The 19285-nt window shown below is 60.9% G+C and carries 18 protein-coding genes; 9 read left to right on the top strand and 9 right to left on the bottom strand.

What is annotated here, in order from left to right; genetic code table 11:
• Nucleotides 1-29 precede the first annotated feature (29 nt).
• The 5 genes from JH25_RS24015 (at nucleotide 30) to JH25_RS24035 (ending at nucleotide 5189) form a co-directional block, all read left to right on the top strand.
• The gene (locus JH25_RS24015) at nucleotides 30-935 is read left to right on the top strand and encodes a LysR family transcriptional regulator (RefSeq protein WP_032876265.1); all 906 of its coding nucleotides are present in this window, start codon (nucleotides 30-32) and stop codon (nucleotides 933-935) included.
• Nucleotides 936-1059: 124 nt separating this feature from the next.
• A complete protein-coding gene (locus tag JH25_RS24020; protein ID WP_032876263.1) occupies nucleotides 1060-1650 on the top strand; it encodes an antibiotic biosynthesis monooxygenase in 591 nt (196 codons plus the stop codon).
• Nucleotides 1647-3485 carry an amidohydrolase gene (locus JH25_RS24025; RefSeq protein WP_032876260.1) on the top strand — a complete coding sequence of 613 codons (1839 nt, stop codon included), beginning with the start codon at nucleotides 1647-1649 and terminating at the stop codon, nucleotides 3483-3485. Before JH25_RS24020 ends, JH25_RS24025 begins: the two co-directional genes overlap by 4 nt.
• Nucleotides 3486-3509: 24 nt before the next feature.
• On the top strand, nucleotides 3510-4127 hold the full coding sequence (gene ycaC, locus JH25_RS24030) for an isochorismate family cysteine hydrolase YcaC (protein ID WP_032876257.1): 618 nt from the start codon (nucleotides 3510-3512) through the stop codon (nucleotides 4125-4127).
• Between the two features lie 180 nt (nucleotides 4128-4307).
• Complete coding sequence (locus JH25_RS24035; RefSeq protein WP_005787668.1) at nucleotides 4308-5189, top strand: LysR family transcriptional regulator; 882 nt, start codon at nucleotides 4308-4310, stop codon at nucleotides 5187-5189.
• Between the two features lie 44 nt (nucleotides 5190-5233).
• Here the strand turns inward: JH25_RS24035 and JH25_RS24040 are convergent, their stop codons facing one another.
• The 5 genes from JH25_RS24040 to JH25_RS24060 form a co-directional block, all read right to left on the bottom strand.
• Nucleotides 5234-6178, bottom strand: coding sequence for a D-isomer specific 2-hydroxyacid dehydrogenase family protein (locus JH25_RS24040; protein WP_032876254.1), 945 nt, complete (start codon nucleotides 6176-6178; stop codon nucleotides 5234-5236).
• Complete coding sequence (locus JH25_RS24045) at nucleotides 6175-7344, bottom strand: acyl-CoA dehydrogenase family protein (protein ID WP_032880983.1); 1170 nt, start codon at nucleotides 7342-7344, stop codon at nucleotides 6175-6177. Before JH25_RS24045 ends, JH25_RS24040 begins: the two co-directional genes overlap by 4 nt.
• Nucleotides 7345-7410: 66 nt before the next feature.
• Entirely contained in the window at nucleotides 7411-8385 is a 975-nt protein-coding gene (locus JH25_RS24050) for an ABC transporter substrate-binding protein (protein ID WP_032876251.1), read from the bottom strand.
• 82 nt (nucleotides 8386-8467) lie between these two features.
• Nucleotides 8468-10051 carry a rhodanese-related sulfurtransferase gene (locus tag JH25_RS24055; RefSeq protein WP_032876248.1) on the bottom strand — a complete coding sequence of 528 codons (1584 nt, stop codon included), beginning with the start codon at nucleotides 10049-10051 and terminating at the stop codon, nucleotides 8468-8470.
• Entirely contained in the window at nucleotides 10048-10659 is a 612-nt protein-coding gene (locus JH25_RS24060; protein WP_032876245.1) for a cysteine dioxygenase, read from the bottom strand. Before JH25_RS24060 ends, JH25_RS24055 begins: the two co-directional genes overlap by 4 nt.
• A 213-nt stretch (nucleotides 10660-10872) precedes the next feature.
• Between JH25_RS24060 and JH25_RS24065 the strand changes: the two genes are divergently transcribed.
• Together JH25_RS24065 and JH25_RS24070 are read left to right on the top strand one after the other, a co-directional pair.
• Nucleotides 10873-11778 carry a LysR family transcriptional regulator gene (locus JH25_RS24065; protein ID WP_032876242.1) on the top strand — a complete coding sequence of 302 codons (906 nt, stop codon included), beginning with the start codon at nucleotides 10873-10875 and terminating at the stop codon, nucleotides 11776-11778.
• Between the two features lie 105 nt (nucleotides 11779-11883).
• Nucleotides 11884-12678: a class II aldolase/adducin family protein gene (locus JH25_RS24070; protein ID WP_005787679.1), complete on the top strand. Its 795-nt coding sequence runs from the start codon at nucleotides 11884-11886 to the stop codon at nucleotides 12676-12678.
• 57 nt (nucleotides 12679-12735) lie between these two features.
• Here JH25_RS24070 and JH25_RS24075 read toward each other — a convergent pair whose 3' ends face one another.
• Nucleotides 12736-13818 carry an LLM class flavin-dependent oxidoreductase gene (locus JH25_RS24075; RefSeq protein ID WP_032880982.1) on the bottom strand — a complete coding sequence of 361 codons (1083 nt, stop codon included), beginning with the start codon at nucleotides 13816-13818 and terminating at the stop codon, nucleotides 12736-12738.
• A gap of 314 nt (nucleotides 13819-14132) precedes the next feature.
• Between JH25_RS24075 and JH25_RS24080 the strand changes: the two genes are divergently transcribed.
• Together JH25_RS24080 and glsB are read left to right on the top strand one after the other, a co-directional pair.
• Nucleotides 14133-14477 (top strand): hypothetical protein, encoded by a 345-nt coding sequence (locus JH25_RS24080; RefSeq protein ID WP_032876239.1) that lies wholly within the window; start codon nucleotides 14133-14135, stop codon nucleotides 14475-14477.
• Between the two features lie 55 nt (nucleotides 14478-14532).
• On the top strand, nucleotides 14533-15441 hold the full coding sequence (gene glsB, locus JH25_RS24085) for a glutaminase B (RefSeq protein WP_032876236.1): 909 nt from the start codon (nucleotides 14533-14535) through the stop codon (nucleotides 15439-15441).
• A gap of 314 nt (nucleotides 15442-15755) precedes the next feature.
• On the opposite strand, the gene mddA is transcribed toward glsB, so the two are convergent.
• The 3 genes from mddA to JH25_RS24105 form a co-directional block, all read right to left on the bottom strand.
• Nucleotides 15756-16523, bottom strand: coding sequence for a methanethiol S-methyltransferase (gene mddA, locus JH25_RS24095; RefSeq protein ID WP_050549297.1), 768 nt, complete (start codon nucleotides 16521-16523; stop codon nucleotides 15756-15758).
• A 188-nt stretch (nucleotides 16524-16711) separates the two neighbouring features.
• Complete coding sequence (locus tag JH25_RS24100; protein ID WP_032876231.1) at nucleotides 16712-17956, bottom strand: saccharopine dehydrogenase family protein; 1245 nt, start codon at nucleotides 17954-17956, stop codon at nucleotides 16712-16714.
• 28 nt (nucleotides 17957-17984) lie between these two features.
• On the bottom strand, nucleotides 17985-19082 hold the full coding sequence (locus JH25_RS24105; RefSeq protein WP_032876228.1) for a carboxynorspermidine decarboxylase: 1098 nt from the start codon (nucleotides 19080-19082) through the stop codon (nucleotides 17985-17987).
• Between the last annotated feature and the right edge of the window lie 203 nt (nucleotides 19083-19285).

Raw genomic sequence — 19285 nt, 5'->3', positions numbered from 1 at the left:
TGCCCTCTGCAAATTGTCTGGATACCGCCATGAACCGCAACGACCTGCGTCGCGTCGATATGAACCTGCTGGTGATTTTCGAGGCCCTGATGTTCGAAAAAAACCTGACCCGGGTTGCCGAGAAGCTCTTCATGGGCCAACCGGCGGTCAGCGCGGCGCTGGGCCGTCTGCGCGATTTGTTCGACGACCCGTTGTTGCTGCGCAACGGTCGCGGCATGGAGCCCACGCCACGTGCGGTGGCAATACTCAAGGAGCTGCAACCGGCCATGGACACCATCTCCGGCGCCGTCAGCCGCGCCAAGGATTTCGACCCTTCCACCAGTTGCGCGGTGTTTCGCATTGGCCTGTCTGATGACGCCGAGTTCGGGCTGTTTCCCGCGTTGCTCAGCCAATTGCGCGAGGAGGCCCCGGGCATCATCGTGGTGGTGCGCCGGGCCAATTACCTGTTGATGTCATCGCTGCTGGCCAGCGGCGAAATTTCGGTCGGGGTGAGCTACACCACCGAACTGCCGGCCAATGCCAAACGTAAGAAACTGCGGGATATTCCCTGCAAGGTGTTGCGCGGGGATGACGGTGAGGCGCCGCTGAGTCTGGATGACTACTGCGCCAGGCCCCATGCAATGGTGTCGTTTTCAGGGGACTTGAGCGGCAATATCGATTTGGACCTGGCGCGCATCGGTCGCTCGCGGCGGGTGGTGCTGGCGGTGCCGCAGTTCAGCGGGTTGCGCGCGTTGCTGGCGGGTACACAGATCATCGCGACCGTGCCGGACTACGCAGCGTGCGCGTTGACCGAAGGCACCCGCTTGCGGGCCGAGGATCCGCCGTTTGCGATTGATGCGGCGGAGCTGTCGATGGTCTGGAGCGGGGTGCATGACAATGACCCGGCGGAGCGCTGGCTACGCGGGCGGATTGCCGAGCATATGGCGGCGAGCTGACTGCCAAGTGACTGTCGGTGATCTCCTCCCACAGAAACCCAGACAGCACATACATCCAATTCCCAGTACCCCCGGCCCGGCAAACTCCTCCCATCGCTCAATCCTGCGGGGGAGTCACCCAATCATGGACCCAACACCTAAAACCAGCTCTGACGAAGTCGTCACGCTGGTCGTCAAGCACCGGGTCAAGCCCGGCCGTGAAACAGAGTACGAAGCCTGGCTACGCCGCATCGTGCGTATCGCTGGCGAACGCCCCGGCCACCTGGGCGTCGACGTGGTGCGCAGCCAGCAAAACGGCACGGCCCTGTTCACCTGCGTATTGCGCTATAGCTCCACCGATGCCCTGGAACTGTGGCTCGACTCCCCACAACGCCAGGCCCTGATCGACGAAGCCGCGCCGATGCTGGCTGACGGCGATCAGACTGAAATCGGCGGCGCCAATGAGTTCTGGTTCGCCCCTCAGGCCGACGGCGCCGCTAAGCCGCCGCGCTGGAAGCAGGCGGTGGTCAGCCTGCTTGTGATCCTGCCGCAAACCTTGCTGCTGCCCTTTATCTGGGGGCCGATCCTGCGGCTGCATCCGTTTTTGTCCAACTACGTGGTCTCGACCTTTTTGGTCACCCTCACCATCGTGCTGTTGGTGGTGTACCTGCTGATGCCGGCAGCCACCCGCTTGTTCGCTCCCTGGCTTGAAGCCTCTGTAAAGGAAACCCTATGAACGCCGATCTGATTCTGTTCAATGGCCAGTTCCACACCGTGGACCGGGAAAACCCACGCGCCAGCGCCGTCGCCATTCGCGACGGGCGCTTCGTCGCTGTCGGCACTGACGGCGAGGCCATGGCCCTGCGCGGCAACGGCACCCAGGTGATCGACCTCAAGGGCCGCACCGTCATCCCCGGCCTCAACGACTCGCACCTGCACCTGATCCGTGGCGGGCTGAACTACAACCTCGAACTGCGCTGGGAGGGTGTGCCGTCCCTGGCCGATGCCTTGCGCATGCTCAAGGACCAGGCCGACCGTACCCCCACGCCGCAATGGGTGCGCGTGGTCGGCGGCTGGAACGAATTCCAGTTCGCCGAAAAACGCATGCCCACCCTGGAAGAACTCAACCAGGCCGCGCCGGATACGCCGGTGTTCGTGCTGCACCTGTACGACCGCGCCTTGCTCAACCGTGCGGCGCTGCGCGTGGCCGGCTACACCAAGGACACGCCGAACCCACCGGGCGGCGAGATCGTACGTGACAGCAACGGCAACCCCACCGGGATGCTGGTGGCGCGGCCCAACGCGATGATTTTGTATTCGACCTTGGCCAAAGGCCCGAAACTGCCGCTGGAATACCAGGTCAACTCCACCCGCCAATTCATGCGCGAACTCAATCGCCTGGGCCTGACCAGCGCTATCGATGCCGGCGGTGGTTTCCAGAACTACCCGGACGATTACGCGGTGATCGAGCAACTGGCCAAGGACCAGCAGTTGACGGTGCGCATCGCTTATAACCTGTTCACCCAAAAGCCCAAGGAAGAACTCAGCGACTTCAAGAACTGGACCGGCAGCGTCACCCTGCATCAGGGTGACGACTACCTGCGCCACAACGGTGCCGGGGAGATGCTGGTGTTCTCCGCTGCGGACTTCGAAGACTTCCTCGAACCACGTCCGGACCTGCCGCTGACCATGGAACAGGAGCTGGAACCGGTGGTGCGCCACCTGGTGGAACAGCGCTGGCCGTTCCGCCTGCACGCCACTTACGACGAATCCATCTCGCGTATGCTCGACGTGTTCGAGAAGGTCAACCGTGACATTCCGTTCAATGGCCTGCCGTGGTTCTTCGACCATGCCGAAACCATCACCCCGAAAAACATCGAACGGGTGCGCGCCCTCGGCGGTGGTATTGCGATCCAGGATCGCATGGCGTTCCAGGGTGAGTACTTTGTCGAGCGCTATGGCGCCAAGGCCGCCGAAGCCACGCCACCGATCAAACGCATGTTGGCCGAAGGCGTGCCGGTAGGGGCGGGCACCGATGCCACGCGGGTCTCCAGCTATAACCCCTGGACCTCGTTGTACTGGATGGTCAGCGGCCGCACGGTCGGCGGTCTGGAGCTGCACGCCGAGGGCTTGCCGCGCCTTACCGCGCTGGAATTGTTTACCCACGGCAGCGCCTGGTTCTCGTCCGAGCAGGGCAAGAAAGGCCAGATCAAGGTCGGCCAGTTGGCGGACGTGGCCGCGTTGTCGGCGGACTTCTTCAGTGTCGATGAAGAAGCCATCAAGTGGATCGAGTCGGTACTCACCGTGGTCGGCGGCAAGGTCGTCTACGGCGCTGGCGACTTCGAAGATTACGCCCCGCCGCGCGTGCCGGTGCTGCCGGACTGGTCGCCGGTGGCCAAGGTGCCAGGGCACTGGCGCCCGACTTCGCCGATGCAGGCGCAGGTACATCAGTGCAGCGGCCCGTGCGGCGTACACGCCCACAGCCATGAAAAAGCCCGTCTTTCCAGCGTGCCGGTCAGCGACTTCCAGGGTTTCTGGGGCGCGTTCGGCTGCTCGTGCTTTGCCTTTTAATCAGCAAATCGAAGGAGTTAACCCATGACTTACAAGCGCTTGAACAAAGATGACGCCGTTGTCCTGCTGGTCGATCACCAAACCGGTCTGATCTCCCTGGTGCAGGATTTTTCCCCCAACGAGTTCAAGAACAACGTGTTGGCCCTGGCCGACGTAGCCAAGTTCTTCAACCTGCCGACCATCCTGACCACCAGCTTTGAAAGCGGCCCCAACGGCCCACTGGTTCCGGAACTCAAGGCACTGTTCCCGGACGCGCCGTACATCGCTCGCCCTGGCCAGATCAACGCCTGGGACAATGAAGAGTTCGTCAAGGCCGTCAAGGCCACCGGCCGTAAGCAGATCATCATTGCTGGTGTGGTGACGGATGTGTGCGTTGCCTTCCCGACCCTGTGCGCCCTGGCCGAAGGCTTCGAGGTGTTTGTGGTCACTGACGCCTCCGGCACCTTCAACGAGACCGTGCAACAAGCTGCCTGGGCACGTATGACCGCCGCGGGTGCGCAACTGGTGAACTGGTTCTCGGTGGCCTGCGAGCTGCAAGTGGACTGGCGCAACGACATGGAAGGCCTGGCCAACCTGCTGTCGCCGCGCATCCCCAACTACCGCAACCTGATGAACAGCTACTCGGCGTTTACTACCAAATAACCGGTTCTCGAAACTTGTAGGTAATCCCTGTGGGAGGGGGCTTGCTCCCGATAGCGGTGAGTCAGATATGGATTAATTGACTGACCCACCGCTATCGGGAGCAAGCCCCCTCCCACATCAGGTTTGTGGTGTGCCTCTTAACCCGCTATAAAACAGCCCATCGTCCACCGAGTAGCGACAATGAACCCCTTCGAAGACATGCGCCTGTTCTGTCAGGTCATGGAGTCCGGCAGTTTCACCGCCGCCGCCGAGCAACTGGGCCTGTCCAAGCAATTTGTCAGCCGCCGCCTGATCCAGCTGGAAGAACGCCTGGGCGTGCGCCTGCTCAATCGCTCCACGCGGCGCCTGGATGTCACGCCACTGGGCCAGAGTTACTACGAATCCGCCTTGCGCCTGCTCAGTGATGTCGAGCAGGTGGAGCAGGGTATTGCCGGGCAGAACAGCGAACCGCGCGGCACGATTCGCCTCAGTGCGCCGCTTTCGTTTGCCATGGCGCACTTGGGTTGCCTGCTGCCGCTGTTCCTGCAGCGCTATCCCGACGTGTCGGTGGAGGTTGATCTCAGCGACCGCCCGGTAGACCTGATCGGCGAAGGCTACGACTTGGTGCTGCGGATCGGCACCCTGGAAGACTCCACCTTGATCGCCCGCCGTATCGCCAGCATCCCGAGGGTGTATTGCGCCAGCCCCGATTACCTGGCTTTGCGCGGCACGCCGCAAAAACCTGACGACCTTGCCGACCACGACTGCCTGCCTTACGGTCACGGCCGCCAGGTGCAATGGCGTTTCAAGGGCAAGCTGCAAGCGCTGAATGTGAGCGGGCGCATGCGGGTCAACAACGGCGATTTGCTGCGTGACACCGCCATTGCCGGGTTGGGGGTTACCTACCTGCCGACGTTCATAGTCGGCGAGGCATTGAAGGACGGTCGCCTGGTCAGCGTATTGGACGAGTTCGCGCCCGAAGCCCTGACGTTGTCGGCGGTGTACCCCCAGCACCGGCAGAGTTCACGGCCGGTACAGGCGTTGGTCGAGTTCCTGCGTGAACGCCTGGCTGGCGGCTGCTGATAAGTGTGGGAGCAGGCAAGCCAGCTCCTGTACTTTGAATAGCGTCAGGCGTTTGCTACGTTGGTTAATTCAAGGCCCGCCACATACCGCTCCAGATTCGCCAGGAACGTATCCGCAATCTCCTCCTTGCTGTTGGTAGAAATCGCCGACGTATGCGGCGACAACCGCACCCTGGGATGGGTATACAGCGGATGCCCGTCCGGCAACGGCTCCGGCTCGGTCACGTCGAGCGATGCCAGCCCGATCTGCCCGTTATCCAGCGCCTCCAGCAGCGCCTCCTGATCCAGCAAGCCACCGCGTGCGATGTTGATCAGGTGCAGCCCCGGCTTGGCGCTGCCCAGCACGTCACGGTTGATAACGTGCCGCGTTGCCTCGGTCAGTGGTGCCGCCACCACCAGGTGGTCGGCGCGGGCGAACAGGTCGTGGATGTCAGTGGCGGCCTCCACGCCGGCGCTGAACGGAGCCTGGCTCTGACGCAGCGCGATCACCTTGAGGCCAAGGCCCAGGGCTTTTTGCGCCAGGCTTTCGCCAATCGCCCCAAAGCCCAAGATACCCAGGGTGGTACCTTTGAGCGGGCGCAGGGCGGTGAAATTCCACTGCGAGTCTTTCACCCAGATGTCCGGCAGATGTTTGGCGGCGGCAAAGATTGCTGCCAGGGCGAATTCGGCCAGGTTGTCGGCCGCGCTGCCCCTGGACGTGCTCACAGGCGGGCCGTTGAACAGCCACTGCGGGTAGAAGTCGATGCCCGATGACACCAGGTGCACCCATTGCGCGCCGTAGGGCCAGCCCGGTGGGGGCGTGTCGGGGGCGATATAGCCGCGCACATTGATCGGGCGCAACAGCAGGATATTGGCCTGGGGTGGCAGGTCGTTCGGCGCACCCACCGGCACACCGATCACCTGAGCTTGGGGGTGCAGCGGCGCCAGTCGTTCGCGAATGACCTGGTTGAAGTCTTCGTCCAACTGGCTGGCAATTATCACGTGGCTCATGGGCGCTCCTTCTGGTGTTGGGTAAACACGGCTCTGCCGACACCTTGCAGCACGGCGTCGTTTTGTGGGGTATGCACGCGGCTGCACAGCACATCGCGGTAATGCCGTTGCAGTGGGCTATGGCGTGACAAGCCTGGGTTGCCCGAGGCTTCGATGGCCAGCTCGACGGCGCGGATCGCGTTACCGGTCACCAGGTATTTCAATTGTGCGGCGTTGGCGGTCGGCGTGTGGCCTTGAGCGGCAGCCTCAAGCAGGCTGCGATTGGCGAACAGCAAGGTGTCGATATGGCCGAAGGTTTCCTGAAAGCGCGGCAAAGTGGACAGCGCAGCACCCAGGTTGGATGGCTTGCGCTCTTGCAGCCAATTCAGCAACCAGTCCCGCGCCGCCTGGGCCACCGCGTCGTAAACCGACGACAGCAGCACCGACATCCACAGCAAGCCTTCGCCATCCAGCTCCGGCTGCGGCGCGCTAAAGGGGCTGACGCTGACGGCGTGGTCCAGTGGCACCAGTACGTTGTCGAGCACCACCTCGTGGCTGCAAGTGGCGCGCATACCCAGGTGATCCCAGGTGTCGATGATGCTCACGCCGGGGCTGTCCTTGGCCACCAGCCAGGCGCCCACCAGCGGGTCTGCGTCGTCGCTGCACGCCCATACGCTGAACCAGCTCAAACCATGGCTGCCGGTGGAGTAGAGTTTGCGCCCGCTGATACGCCAGCCGTCAACGGTGCGCACGGCGGTGGTGGCGGGTAAACCGCCACGGGCCGGTGTGCCCAGGTCCGGCTCGACGCGCAGGGCATTGATCAGCGCACCGTTGCGCACCGCGTCCTCGGCGACGCGTACCCGCAGGTGCCGGGGCCAGGTTTTGCTGTCTTGCAGGCGGGCGTGTTGCAGGTACTGCATCACCAGGATCAGCGCCGTGGAGGGCTCGCCCTTGGCGACGGCGCTGATGGCCTTGCGCGCCTGTGCCAGGCTGGCACCGCCGCCGCCGAGGGCGCTGGGGACGGTGAGGGCGACCAGGCCGTGTTGGTGCAACAGGTTGAAGTTGGCGTGGGGGAAGGCGCCGCTTTCGTCATAGGCATGAGCGGTCCCGGCCAGTTCGGCGCTGAGGCGAGTGAGCGTGGTGTCGAAATCGACGACGTCTACAGCGCGTAGAGACGAGTGAGTCATCAGCATGTACTCGGTCAAGTGTGGGAGGGTGTCTAGCCTTGAGCGGGGCTCGCACTGCATCCCTCTTTAGCGCAAGGCCTGGTCGAGGGTGGCACGCTTGGCGTTAAAGCTTGGGTCGAAGCCTTGGGAGACATCGATGCGATTGGGCAGCAGCCCCTCTTTTACATACGTGTCGGCGGTGGCTTGCAGGCCGCTGATCACCGCGTCGTCAATCGCGACCGGCGACAGGTGAGTGTCCTTGGCCACTTCGATATGCACGGCCAGCGGCAAGCCGGTGATCCTGGCCTGGGCGGCGGCATACTCATCGGGGTGGGCGTTGGCCCAAGCGTAGGCGCGGTCAACCCGTGCGACAAAGTCGTCCAGTTGCGCGCGCTTGTCGGCAATGGCCTGGCCGGTCGCAGCGAAGTACAGGTGATTGCTCAGCAGGTGTTTACCGCTGACCAGCACGCGAGCGTTGCTCTGTGAGGTGACCACGGTGGTGTACGGGTCCCAGGTGGCCCAGGCGTCTGCAGTGCCGTTGTCCAGCACCAGCCGCGATTCGGCAGGCAGCAGGAATATGAACTGCACATCCTGAGTGCTCAGGCCCGCATCGTTCAGGGCCCTGATCGCCAGGTAATGCCCGATGGAGCCGCGCCCGGTGACGATTTTTTTGCCTTTGAGATCGGCCGCGGTCTTGATCGGCGAGTCCTTGGGCACCAGCAGCGCGGTGGTGTTACGCCCTTGTGCATGGATGATGCTGATCACTTTGAGCGATGCGCCGGCGCCCAGGGCGAACACATAAGGAGCGTCACCGAGGGCGCCGACATCAACGGCGCCGGCATTCAGCGCTTCGCCCAAGGGCGAGGCCGAGGGGAATTCTGACCACTTGATTTCGTAGGGCACGTTGCGGGTTTCGCCAGAGGCTTCCAGCAGCGCCTTGATCGTGGATTTCTGGTTGGCCACGCGCAGCGGTTGCAGGTCGGCAGCCTGTACGCTGGACAGCAGGCCGAGGGCCAGGGCGGCGCCCAGCAGCAGGTGTTTGAAAGGGATGGCGTACAGCATGGGACACACTCCAGGCGTTGGATAAGGGGGATACCTCCACCTGGAGAAGGGGTCGGATAGGCGAAAACGATGCAGCAGCAGGTCAGATCACGTAGAAACCGTGGGTGCCGTCGCGGGCCAGTTGCTCGACCAGGCCGAACTCCCAATCCAGGTAAGCCTGCATGGCTTCCCGTGGGTTGTCGGTGCCTTCGTAGGGGCGACGGTAGCGGTCGATACGCGGTGAGGCGAGGTGGGTTTCGCCTTCCTCCAGGGGCAGTTGCGCGGCGATCCAGGCGGCAGTGCCGTCCTGCAACACGAACACCTGCTGGCCGGTCAGCGCTTGCACCTCGGCCACCGCCAGGCGTGCCAATTGGCTGCTGCCGCAGGTCAATACGTAGCGCTGGGCACGCGGCACCTTGGCCAGGGCCTGGGGCAGTTGCGCACGCAGCACCCACCAGGCACCGGGGATATGGCGTTTGACGTAATTGGCGCTCGCGGTGAAGTCCAGCACCACGGTGTCACCATGGCCCAGCCAGTCGGCGAGGGTGTGCGGGCTGATCAGTTCGGCCTGGGGTGGCGCAGGCACTGGCGCGACCCACCCGCCGCGTTCGCTGAAGTGCTCGGCTTGCAGATCATCCAGCACGTGCACTTGCCAACCCAACTGAGCCAGCCAGGAGGCGGACATATTGGCACGCACGCCGTCATCATCGACCAGCACCAGGCGCGCACCGCGGACGCTGGCGACGTGGTCGGTTTCCTGCACCAGTTGCCCGCCGGGTGTGGCGCGTGCCCCGGGCAGGTGCCCGGCTTCGAATTCTTCCGGGGTGCGCACATCGAACAGGTAGGTGGTGCGCGTCGTGTCCTGCTGCCAGTGGTGTAGATCGTCAAGGGTGGCGCGGCCGACACGGGCCTTGTCGGCAACGCGGCGTGCAGCCTCGGCGGCGGGTTGGCGATGTTCCTCTGGCGTTGGCGCGAAGCGGCGGGCTTGGCTGTGGGCAAGTGTTTGCCCGGCCAGGGTCCAGCCGATGGTGCCGTTGCGTAGCGCCGCGACCGGGTTGGGAAGGCCGGCATTGATCAACGACTGGGTACCAATAATGCTGCGGGTGCGCCCGGCGCAGTTGACGATAATGCGCGTGGCCGGGTCTGGCGCCAGTTCGCGGGCGCGCAAGACCAGCTCGGCACCCGGCACGCTGATACCGGTTGGAATACTCATGGTCTGGTATTCGTCGAAACGGCGGGCATCGAGCACCACCATATCGGCCTGGCTGTCGAGCAGGGCCTGGACTTCTTCGGCGGCCAGGGATGGCGTGTGGCGCTGGCTTTCCACCAGCTCGCCAAAGGCTTTGCTCGGCACGTTGACGTCGATAAACAGCTCGCCACCCGCGCGGCGCCACCCGTCCAGTCCCCCCTCAAGCAGGCTGACCTGGGTGTAGCCCAGCTCAAGTAGACGTTCGGCAGCGCGGCTGGCCAGCCCTTCACCGTTGTCATACAGGGTGACCTGGGTATCGCGGCGTGGAATGCGTGCGTACACCTCCAGTTCCAGCTTGGACAGCGGGATATTGGCGGCGAACAACGGGTGGGACTCGGCAAACGGCGCTTCTTCACGCACGTCGATCAACGCCAGCTCCTCACGGTCCAACAGGGCCTGACGAATCTGGGCAAAGCTGCGGGTCGATACGGTGGTCATAGGGCAGGGCTCTTTTCTTTGGACAGGTCCCAGATGTTCGGGAGCGTGGCGTTGGAATAACCGGAGATAAACAATTTTTCGCTGCCGTCGGGCTGGTACACCGCACGGCGTACCGCACCGATATTAGCGCCGTATACATGGATGCTGATGGACACCTGATCGCGGTGGGCATTGCTGACCTGATGGATATCGCCGATCTTGGGCGATACCGCCTCGACCTGGCCCGGCAGCAGCTGGACGGGTGAGCCTTGCGCCACCAGGCTGCCGTCGGGCGCACGTGCAAAGCCCTGGGAAAACTCAGCGCCCCGCAACATGCCGATCAGCCCCCACACCCGATGGTCATGAATCGGCGTGCTTTGCCCTGGCCCCCACACATAACTGACCAGGCTGAAACGCTGGCGCGAATCGGCATGCAGCAAAAATTGCTGATAGCGCTCGGGATCGGGCTGGGCGAACTCGTCGGGGAGCCAGTCATCATGGCTGACCAGTTGCGCCAGCAGCTTGCCGCCGCGGTGCAGCAGGTCGCCTTCACGTGGGTTGGCGTCGATCAATTCCGCCAGGGCGCCTATGAAGGCTCTGAGTCTCTCGGGGTGTCGGGCCTGGGGCATGACCATTCCATCGTGCTGTTGTGATGGGTTTATATAAGCATAATGTTTATAGTTAATATGCTATTTTTTAATGATTAGCTTATAGCCACAGGTAATTTAGAACCGCCGTGAATAGCGTTAGACGTTATCGATCCCAAGGTGGGCTATCCAGAGCGGTGTGCGACAACTATGCTTCACGCACATCTTAATGACTGATCTCTATGTGCGGCCCAAATGAAAATTGACGATATCGATGCCTTTGTCGAAGTGATTCGTTGCCAGTCCATCAGCCATGCCGCCGAGTCGTTGCAACTGACCCAGCCGGCTATTACCCGCCGTGTGCAGAACTTTGAGCAGGCGCTGGGGGTGGAGCTGTTCGACCGCAACACCAAACCCCTCAAGCCGACGCTGATCGGCACCCGCGTCTATGAACAATGCCGGCTGATCTTGCGTGAGATGGATGCCCTGCGCGAACTGGTGGCCACCGATGCACCGCCCACCGGCGTGTTACGCCTGGGCGTCCCGCAAACCATTGGCGATGTGGTGTTGCTGGATGCGCTCAAGCACCTGCGCACTGAATACGCCGACCTGCGCGCCCAGGTTGCCACCGGCTGGGGCAGCCAATTGGTCGGCAAGATCGAACGCGGCGAACTGGATGCGGCGGTGGCGTTGTTCCCGGCGGGCAAGATTTTCCCGGACAACGTTGTCGGCGAGTCCATCGGCAAGATGGAACTGGTAGTGGTCTGTGCCAAGGCGCAGCTGCCGAAGAAGCCTTGCAAGCTGGCGGACGTGTACCAGAACGGCTGGATCCTCAACCCGGATGGTTGCGGCTTCCGTGCCGGGTTGCAGCGCACCTTGTCGGACCAGGGCCTGGCGTTGCGGGTCAACCTGGAAACCTTCGGCACCGAGTTGCAACTGGGTCTGGTGGCGGATGGGCTGGGCCTTGGCCTGGTGCCACGTCCGTTGCTGGAACGCAGCGCTCAGCGCGAGCACCTGGCAGTGATGCCGCTCAAGGATTTCAAACCGGTGATGGATTTGTGGCTGATCTATCCGCACTTTCTCGGCAACCTGCAAGGGCCGGTGGATGCGTTCGGGCAATGGGTGGCGGCTTCTTTGCATAAGGTTCGGGAAGTGGCGTGATATGAAAAAAATAATAATTAGCTTAGATTAAAATGTGCTTTTTATTATTTTTTTGCTTCCCCTAGGCTGGCCTGACGTCCTTAAGGCCATCCAGGAAGTTTTGTCATGAGCAGCGTCACCTCGCTATCGAGTGTTTCCAATACTGTCCGCCAACGTGTTACGCCAGAGGAATGGGAGGTGCGTGTCAAACTGGCCGCCGCCTATCGCCTGGCGGCCCTGTACAAGTGGACCGACCATATCTATACCCATTTCTCGGCCCGTGTGCCGGGGCCCGATGAGCATTTCCTGATTAACGCCTTTGGGCTGTTGTTCGATGAAATCACTGCGTCCAACCTGGTTAAGGTCGATCTGGACGGCACTCTCGTCGATGACCCTACGGGCCTTGGCATCAACTACGCCGGTTATGTGATCCACAGTGCCATTCACGGCGCGCGCCACGATTTGCAAGCGGTGCTGCACACCCATACCCGCGACGGCATTGCCGTGTCGGCGCAGAAGGGCGGCTTGCTGCCGATCTCCCAGCACGCCATTGCGTTCTCAGGGCGCGTGGCCTACCACGGCTATGAAGGCGTGGCCCTGGACCTGGACGAGCGCGAGCGGCTGGTCGCGGATTTGGGCGACAAGAGCGTGATGATCCTGCGTAACCATGGCTTGTTGACGGCGGGTGTCAGCGTCGAGCACGCCTTTCAGCAACTGCAAGGCCTGGAGCGCGCGTGCAATATCCAGATTGCTGCGCAGGCGGCGGGGAATGCCGAGTTGGTTTTCCCGCCCGCAGAGGTGGTAGCCAAGGTCGAGCAGCAGGCCAAGGTGTTCAGCAATGGGGAAGGGCCGGGCGTGGCACGGCATTGGAATGCGCTGGTACGCCAGTTGGAGCGCACTGATACTGACTACAAGAACTGATCCTGAGTGCGCAGCAAATCAAATGTGGGAGGGAGCAAGCCCCCTCCCGCATTGTTCTTAAGCTACTTGTTGGGCCTGTTCCCTCTCTGCGACCAACTGGCGGGTGAGGGGAATCAACTTCTTGCCATAGTCGATCGCATCATTGAGCGGATCAAACCCGCGAATCAGGAAAGTGGTAATTCCCAGGTCGTAGTAATCCAACAGTGCCTCTGCAACTTGTTCTGCGGTGCCCACCAACGAAGTGGAGTTGCCCTGCGCCCCGAGCAACCCGGCGATCCCGGTCCACAAACGCTTATCCAGCCGCGACCCCTGTGCCGCCGCCGCCAGCAACCGCCGCGAGCCTTCATTCGGCGGTTCACGGCGCACAAAGCCATGCTGCTCGGCCAGTGCTGTGGCCTGCTGCAGAATCTGCTCGGCACGTTGCCACGCCAGTTCCTCGGTCTCGGCGAGGATCGGCCGTAGAGACAAACTGAAGCGAATCGTACGCCCATGCCTGGCCGCTTCTGCCCGCACCTGGGTCACCACTTCGCGTACCTGTTCATAGGTCTCCCCCCACAGCGCATACACATCCGCGTGCTTGCCGGCCACTGCGATCGCAGCAGCTGAGGAACCGCCAAAGTACAGTGGAATATGCGGTTGTTGCGGCGACTTCACCGTGGAGTGCGCGCCTTGCACTTGGTAGTACGTGCCGGTGAAGTCGAAGGGATGCTCGCTGGTCCATTCCTGGCGCACCACGCTCAGGTACTCGTCGGTGCGCGCATAGCGTTCATCCTTGCCGATATGACTGCCATCGGCACGCAGTTCGTTGTCATCGCCACCGGTGATGATGTGCACGGCGGTACGCCCTCCGTTGAACACATCCAGCGTGGCGAACTGGCGGGCAGCCAGGGTGGGCTGGGCAAAGCCCGGGCGGTGGGCGATAAGAAATTGCAGTCGGGTGGTGACGCTGGCCGCATGGGCCGCGATCAACGTGCTGTCCGGGCTGTTGGAATGGAATGCCACCAGGGCGCGGTCGAACCCCGCCGTTTCGTGGGCACGGGCGACGCTTTCAACGTAGTCCGGTTGCAGAGTCGGGCCGCTGCGCGGGTGGATTTCCGAGGCGTGATGGCCGCCGATATAGCCGATGAATTCGATGCTCATGGTCAGGTCCTTGTCGAGGTCGGTAAACAAGCCTCCACCGGGCAGGGGGTCGGTCCGTCGCATGAAAGTAGGGCTCACGGGCGAATCTGTAAAATGCCGATTGGTTCTAACCTAATTATAAAATTAAAGAATAATTATGATTGATTATTATAGAAGCTGTTTTTTGGCTTCGATCTCAAATGGAGAGCGTTTATAGATAAGGCCTCTAAAAAACTGTTCTCGGACGTGGCGCATTTCTAATGCCTCGCCTTGGCTCGACAGCGCCTGCAAATGAACTACCTTGAGTGACGAGCCCTCCCAATCGGTACTCAAGTATGCGCACGTTATGGACGCGATATCTGGCGTTGCTGGACAACGACCTGAGCACACAGATCTTCGACAACGTAAAGAACCTGCTGGTGTGCGCGCTGTTGTTCGCAGCGGGGACCAATACGCTGGTGGGGCAACAGGAGTTGTTTATCGGGGTGTTCGCCTCCAACGTCGCCGGTTGGGGGTTGATTATCCTGTCGACGCTGTTGATGTTGCTGAACGTCAGTGACGGCATTCGAAGGCTGGCCAAGTTGCGCTATCACCTGGCGCTACAACTGTTGTTGATCCTGGTGTACGTGGTGGTTGCCGAGCGGGTGGTAGAGATTGTGTGGGGCTTCCGCGCCCATTGACGTATCCTGCGCGCCTGGTTTTTCACTGATTCAAACAAAGATGACAGGACAAGATATGCAGGCGCTGCTCGAGTCGATTCTCGACGAAGTGCGCCCCCTGATCGGCCTCGGCAATGTGGCCGACTACATCCCTGCGCTGGCCGACGTGCCCGCCGACCAACTGGGCATTGCGGTCTACGGCAACGATGGCACGGCCTACAGCGCCGGTGATGCCGACACACTGTTCTCGGTGCAAAGCATCTCCAAGGTCTTCAGCCTGGTGCAGGCTATCGATCACGGCGGCGAGAGCATCTGGGAACGCCTGGGCCACGAACCTTCGGGGCAGCCGTTCAACTCCATGGTGCAACTGGAATTCGAACGCGGCCGCCCGCGCAATCCGTTTATAAATGCCGGCGCTCTGGTGATCTGCGACATCAACCAATCGCGCTTTGCGGTGCCGATCTTGTCGATGCGCGACTTTGTACGGCGCCTGTCGGGTAACCCGCAGATCCTGGTCAATAGCGTGGTCGCCGAATCCGAAGCCCAGCACGGTGCGCGCAATGCGGCCATGGCCTACCTGATGAAATCCTTCGGCAACTTCCATAACGATGTGGACGCGGTGCTGCACAGCTACTTCAACTATTGCGCGCTGCAGATGAGCTGCCTGGACTTGGCCCGGGCCTTCAGTTTCTTGGCCAATGAAGGCGTGAGTGCCCACAGTGGCGAGCAGATTTTGACAGCGCGCCAGACCAAGCAGGTCAACTCGATCATGGCCACCAGCGGGCTGTATGACGAGGCGGGCAATTTTGCCTATCGCGTTGGGTTGCCGGGCAAGAGCGGGGTAGGCGGGGGGATCGTCGCGGTGGTACCGGGGCAGTTTACGGTGTGCGTGTGGTCGCCGGAGTTGAACGCGGCAGGGAACTCGCTGGCGGGGATGAAGGCGTTGGAATTGTTGAGTGAGCGGATTGGGTGGTCGGTGTTCTAGGGGCGAGTGGAACGCTGATCAACAGGCGCTATAAAAACACAATGTGGGAGGGGGCTTGATCCCGATAGCCGTGTGTCAGATATAAATTAATTGACTGACGCACCGCTATCGGGAGCAAGCCCCCTCCCACATTTGCATCTTCAGTGTTCTGGGGAGTGGTGTACGGCCTGGCTTTATGCGGCGGGGCAGGCTTCACCAAGACTTTGTCTACCAGCAACTGCGCGCCTTCAGCATCCGGCAGATGCCCAGCGTTCATCCAGGCTGCCTGCGTCATCCTTGACGATCTTCGCGAGCAAACTCGCTCCTGCAGGAATCTAGCGACGTGGCTTTTTGAGGCGCGGCACAATCATGCCCACCTCACGCCTGTAGCGTCGATACCGCTCACCAAACAGCTGCACCAGATCCCTTTCTTCGAAACGGGCACCCACGAACAAATAAACCGACATCCCCAGCGCAAACAACAGATGGCCTGCCGTCATATGCGGGGTTGCCCAGAAAGCGATCAAAAATCCCAGGTACATCGGGTGACGCACGACACGGTAGAACAGCGGCGTTTTAAATATCGCCGCCTTTTGTGGGGTGTTTCGCCAATGATCAACGGCCTGTTTTAACCCGAACAGCTCGAAGTGACTGATCAGGAAGGTTGCCAGCAACACCATGCCCCAGCCCAGCCAGAACACACCTGACAACAGTGCCTTGGCCCAAGCCGCTTCAACCTCCCAGACGGTGTATGGAATGGGTTGCCACAGCCAGAACATCAACCCAAGCACCAGGCTGCTGAGCAGTACATAGGTGGAGCGTTCAGCCACGGGGGGAATGAGTGTGGTCATTGTGTTCTTGAAGCTTCTACGTGCCATGAGGCTATGCTGGGCACCGAACAGAATCATCAGCAGGCCGTTACTCAGCGCTGCGAGCGGCCAGTTGACAGGTTGCCCATCGTTAATGGCTTTGGGCACCAGCACGCTACCAGTGAAGCCTATAAGGTATAAAAACACGGTCAGGAAAATCAGATAGCAGGCAATGCTGTAGAGCAGCCAGGCCAGATGTACCGTGAGGTCGTTGGTTTGTTTTTGCGGACTCATGACGATTCCTTTCGCACATGGTGAGGGGATAAGTGAGTCAGACTAGTGGAATTTGTGCGGCCCTTAACCTGTGAGAATTGACAGTTGCTTAGATGGATTGGCGATTATCTTGCGTGGATTGTGGTGTGCTTGCCCAAACAAAAAATGCGCCCTGGGGGCGCATTTTTTGTCAGTCAGCAATCACCTATTCAGGCAATCGCATCCCAAGCCCGATCACCGTTCTCGTCCTTGATCCGAGTCGGCAACCCCATCACATCCAACGCCTTGAGGAACGGCTCAGCCGGCAGTTCCTCGACGTTGGCCATGTGCTTCACATCCCATTCACCACGCGCAACCAGCAGCGCTGCGGCTACCGGTGGTACGCCTGCGGTGTAGGAGATGCCCTGGCTGTCGGTCTCGGCAAAGGCTTCTTCATGGCAGGCCACGTTGTAGATGAACATCTCGCGTGGTTGGCCGCCTTTGGTGCCTTTGACCAGGTCGCCGATGCAGGTCTTGCCGGTGTAGCCCGGGGCAAGCGATGACGGGTCGGGCAGCACGGCCTTGACCACTTTCAACGGCACCACTTCCAGGCCTTCGGCGGTCTTGACCGGTTTTTCCGAGAGCAGGCCGAGGTTTTTCAGCACGGTGAACACGTTGATGTAGTGCTCGCCAAAGCTCATCCAGAACCGCACGTTGGGCACGTCGAGGTTTTTCGACAGCGAGTGCACTTCATCGTGGCCGGTGAGGTAGAGGTTTTGCGAGCCGACTACCGGCAGGTCGTCGGTACGTTTGACTTCGAACATGGTGTTGCTGGTCCACTGGCTGTTCTGCCAGCTCCACACCTGCCCGGTGAATTCGCGGAAGTTGATTTCCGGATCGAAATTGGTGGCGAAGTATTTGCCATGGGAGCCGGCATTGACGTCGAGAATGTCGATCGAATCAATGCGGTCGAAATGCTGTTGCTGCGCCAGCGCGGCGTACGCGTTGACGACACCCGGGTCGAAGCCCACGCCAAGGATGGCGGTGATGTTCTTCTGTTTGCATTCTTCCAGGTGATTCCATTCGTAGTTGCCGTACCACGGCGGGGTCTCGCAGACCTTGCCCGGCTCTTCGTGGATGGCGGTGTCGAGGTAGGCAACGCCCGTGTCGATGCAGGCACGCAGCACCGACATGTTGAGAAACGCGGAACCTACGTTGATGACGATCTGCGACTCGGTCTCGCGGATCAGGGCCTTGGTCGCTTCCACGTCCAGGGCGTTCAGCGCAAAGGCCTGGATATCGGCGGGTACCTTGAGGCTACCCTTGGCCTTGACGCTGTCGATGATGGCCTGGCATTTGGAGATGTTGCGCGACGCGATAGCAATACGACCGAGTTCGTCGTTGTGCTGCGCGCACTTGTGGGCCACCACCTTGGCGACACCTCCTGCACCAATGATAAGAACGTTCTTTTTCAATTGCTTTATTTCTCCTATATCCGCCAGCTTAGGAAAGGCTGGACAGGTAGTCGTCGTAACCAAATTCACGAACCACCTCGACTGTACCGTCGAGTTGTTTCACTACGATGGACGGCATTTTCAGGCCGTTGAACCAATTTTTCTTGACCATGGTGTAGCCCGCGGTGTCGATGAACGACAGCCGATCGCCGATGGCCAGCGGACGATCAAATTGATACTCGCCGAAGATGTCCCCGGCCAGGCAGGATTTGCCGCACACCATGTAGGTATGTTCGCCCTCGCTCGGCGCCAGCTTGGCGTTGAGGCGATAGATCAGCAGGTCCAGCAGGTGGGCTTCGATGGAGCTGTCTACCACGGCGAGGTTCTTGCCGTTGTAGAGGGTGTCGAGCACGGTGACTTCCAGGGAGGCGCTATTAGTGATCGCTGCTTCGCCGGGTTCCAGGTACACCTGCACGCCGTACTTCTCGGAAAACGCCTTCAAGCGTGCGCAGAACGCGTCCAGCGCATAGCCTTCACCGGTGAAATGGATGCCGCCGCCGAGGCTGACCCACTTGACCTTGTGCAGCAGCTCACCGAAGCGTTCCTCGATGGTGCCGAGCATCTTGTCGAACAGGTTGAAGTCGCCGTTCTCGCAGTTGTTGTGGAACATGAAGCCGGAGATCTGATCGATCACGGCATCGATCTTCACCGGGTCCCACTCGCCCAGGCGGCTGAACGGGCGCGCAGGGTCGGCCAGCAGGTAATCGGAGCTGCTCACCTGCGGGTTTACGCGCAGGCCACGGGTCTTGCCTTCGCTGCGCTCGGCAAAGCGCTGCAGCTGGCTGATGGAGTTGAAGATGATCTTGTCGCAGTTCTCGAGCATCTCTTCGATTTCATCGTCGGCCCAGGCCACGCTGTAGGCGTGCGCTTCACCTTCGAACTTCTGGCGACCGAGCTTCAACTCGTACAGCGACGACGAGGTGGTGCCGTCCATGTATTGCTGCATCAAGTCGAACACCGACCAAGTGGCAAAACACTTGAGCGCCAGCAGAGCCTTGGCGCCGGACTGCTCGCGCACGTAGGCAATCTTCTGCATGTTGACCAGAAGCTTCTGTTTATCGATGAGGTAGTACGGCGTTTTGATCATTTTTGAGAGCCTGCGGCGGTGCCTGCCAAAAAAGGACACGCATTGTGCCCGCACTTGGGGCAGATCGAAAGGTTAGCGGGCGGAAATTGCGCGCTTGCGTTTAAGCATACGGAACGAGTGTGACCGTTCGTTAGGATGACGGTAATAACTGCCAGTGCGGTTATGGGCAATGCGCAGTCGTACGAACATGAATGGATCTTGTG

This window comes from Pseudomonas sp. BRG-100 (genome assembly GCF_000737955.1).
GTDB classification, from domain to species: Bacteria; Pseudomonadota; Gammaproteobacteria; order Pseudomonadales; family Pseudomonadaceae; genus Aquipseudomonas; species Aquipseudomonas synxantha_A.
The sequence above is the reverse complement of the archived record's forward strand: the minus strand, read 5'-3'. Positions and strand labels throughout refer to the sequence as shown.

What these genes read in the sequence shown, in the direction of transcription:
- JH25_RS24015 (WP_032876265.1), top strand. Translation starts at nt 30, where the DNA reads ATGAACCGCAACGACCTGCGTCGCGTCGATATGAACCTGCTGGTGATT.
- JH25_RS24020 (WP_032876263.1), top strand. Translation starts at nt 1,060, where the DNA reads ATGGACCCAACACCTAAAACCAGCTCTGACGAAGTCGTCACGCTGGTC.
- JH25_RS24025 (WP_032876260.1), top strand. Translation starts at nt 1,647, where the DNA reads ATGAACGCCGATCTGATTCTGTTCAATGGCCAGTTCCACACCGTGGAC.
- ycaC (WP_032876257.1), top strand. Translation starts at nt 3,510, where the DNA reads ATGACTTACAAGCGCTTGAACAAAGATGACGCCGTTGTCCTGCTGGTC.
- JH25_RS24035 (WP_005787668.1), top strand. Translation starts at nt 4,308, where the DNA reads ATGAACCCCTTCGAAGACATGCGCCTGTTCTGTCAGGTCATGGAGTCC.
- JH25_RS24040 (WP_032876254.1), bottom strand. Translation starts at nt 6,178, where the DNA reads ATGAGCCACGTGATAATTGCCAGCCAGTTGGACGAAGACTTCAACCAG.
- JH25_RS24045 (WP_032880983.1), bottom strand. Translation starts at nt 7,344, where the DNA reads ATGACTCACTCGTCTCTACGCGCTGTAGACGTCGTCGATTTCGACACC.
- JH25_RS24050 (WP_032876251.1), bottom strand. Translation starts at nt 8,385, where the DNA reads ATGCTGTACGCCATCCCTTTCAAACACCTGCTGCTGGGCGCCGCCCTG.
- JH25_RS24055 (WP_032876248.1), bottom strand. Translation starts at nt 10,051, where the DNA reads ATGACCACCGTATCGACCCGCAGCTTTGCCCAGATTCGTCAGGCCCTG.
- JH25_RS24060 (WP_032876245.1), bottom strand. Translation starts at nt 10,659, where the DNA reads ATGCCCCAGGCCCGACACCCCGAGAGACTCAGAGCCTTCATAGGCGCC.
- JH25_RS24065 (WP_032876242.1), top strand. Translation starts at nt 10,873, where the DNA reads ATGAAAATTGACGATATCGATGCCTTTGTCGAAGTGATTCGTTGCCAG.
- JH25_RS24070 (WP_005787679.1), top strand. Translation starts at nt 11,884, where the DNA reads ATGAGCAGCGTCACCTCGCTATCGAGTGTTTCCAATACTGTCCGCCAA.
- JH25_RS24075 (WP_032880982.1), bottom strand. Translation starts at nt 13,818, where the DNA reads ATGAGCATCGAATTCATCGGCTATATCGGCGGCCATCACGCCTCGGAA.
- JH25_RS24080 (WP_032876239.1), top strand. Translation starts at nt 14,133, where the DNA reads ATGCGCACGTTATGGACGCGATATCTGGCGTTGCTGGACAACGACCTG.
- glsB (WP_032876236.1), top strand. Translation starts at nt 14,533, where the DNA reads ATGCAGGCGCTGCTCGAGTCGATTCTCGACGAAGTGCGCCCCCTGATC.
- mddA (WP_050549297.1), bottom strand. Translation starts at nt 16,523, where the DNA reads ATGAGTCCGCAAAAACAAACCAACGACCTCACGGTACATCTGGCCTGG.
- JH25_RS24105 (WP_032876228.1), bottom strand. Translation starts at nt 19,082, where the DNA reads ATGATCAAAACGCCGTACTACCTCATCGATAAACAGAAGCTTCTGGTC.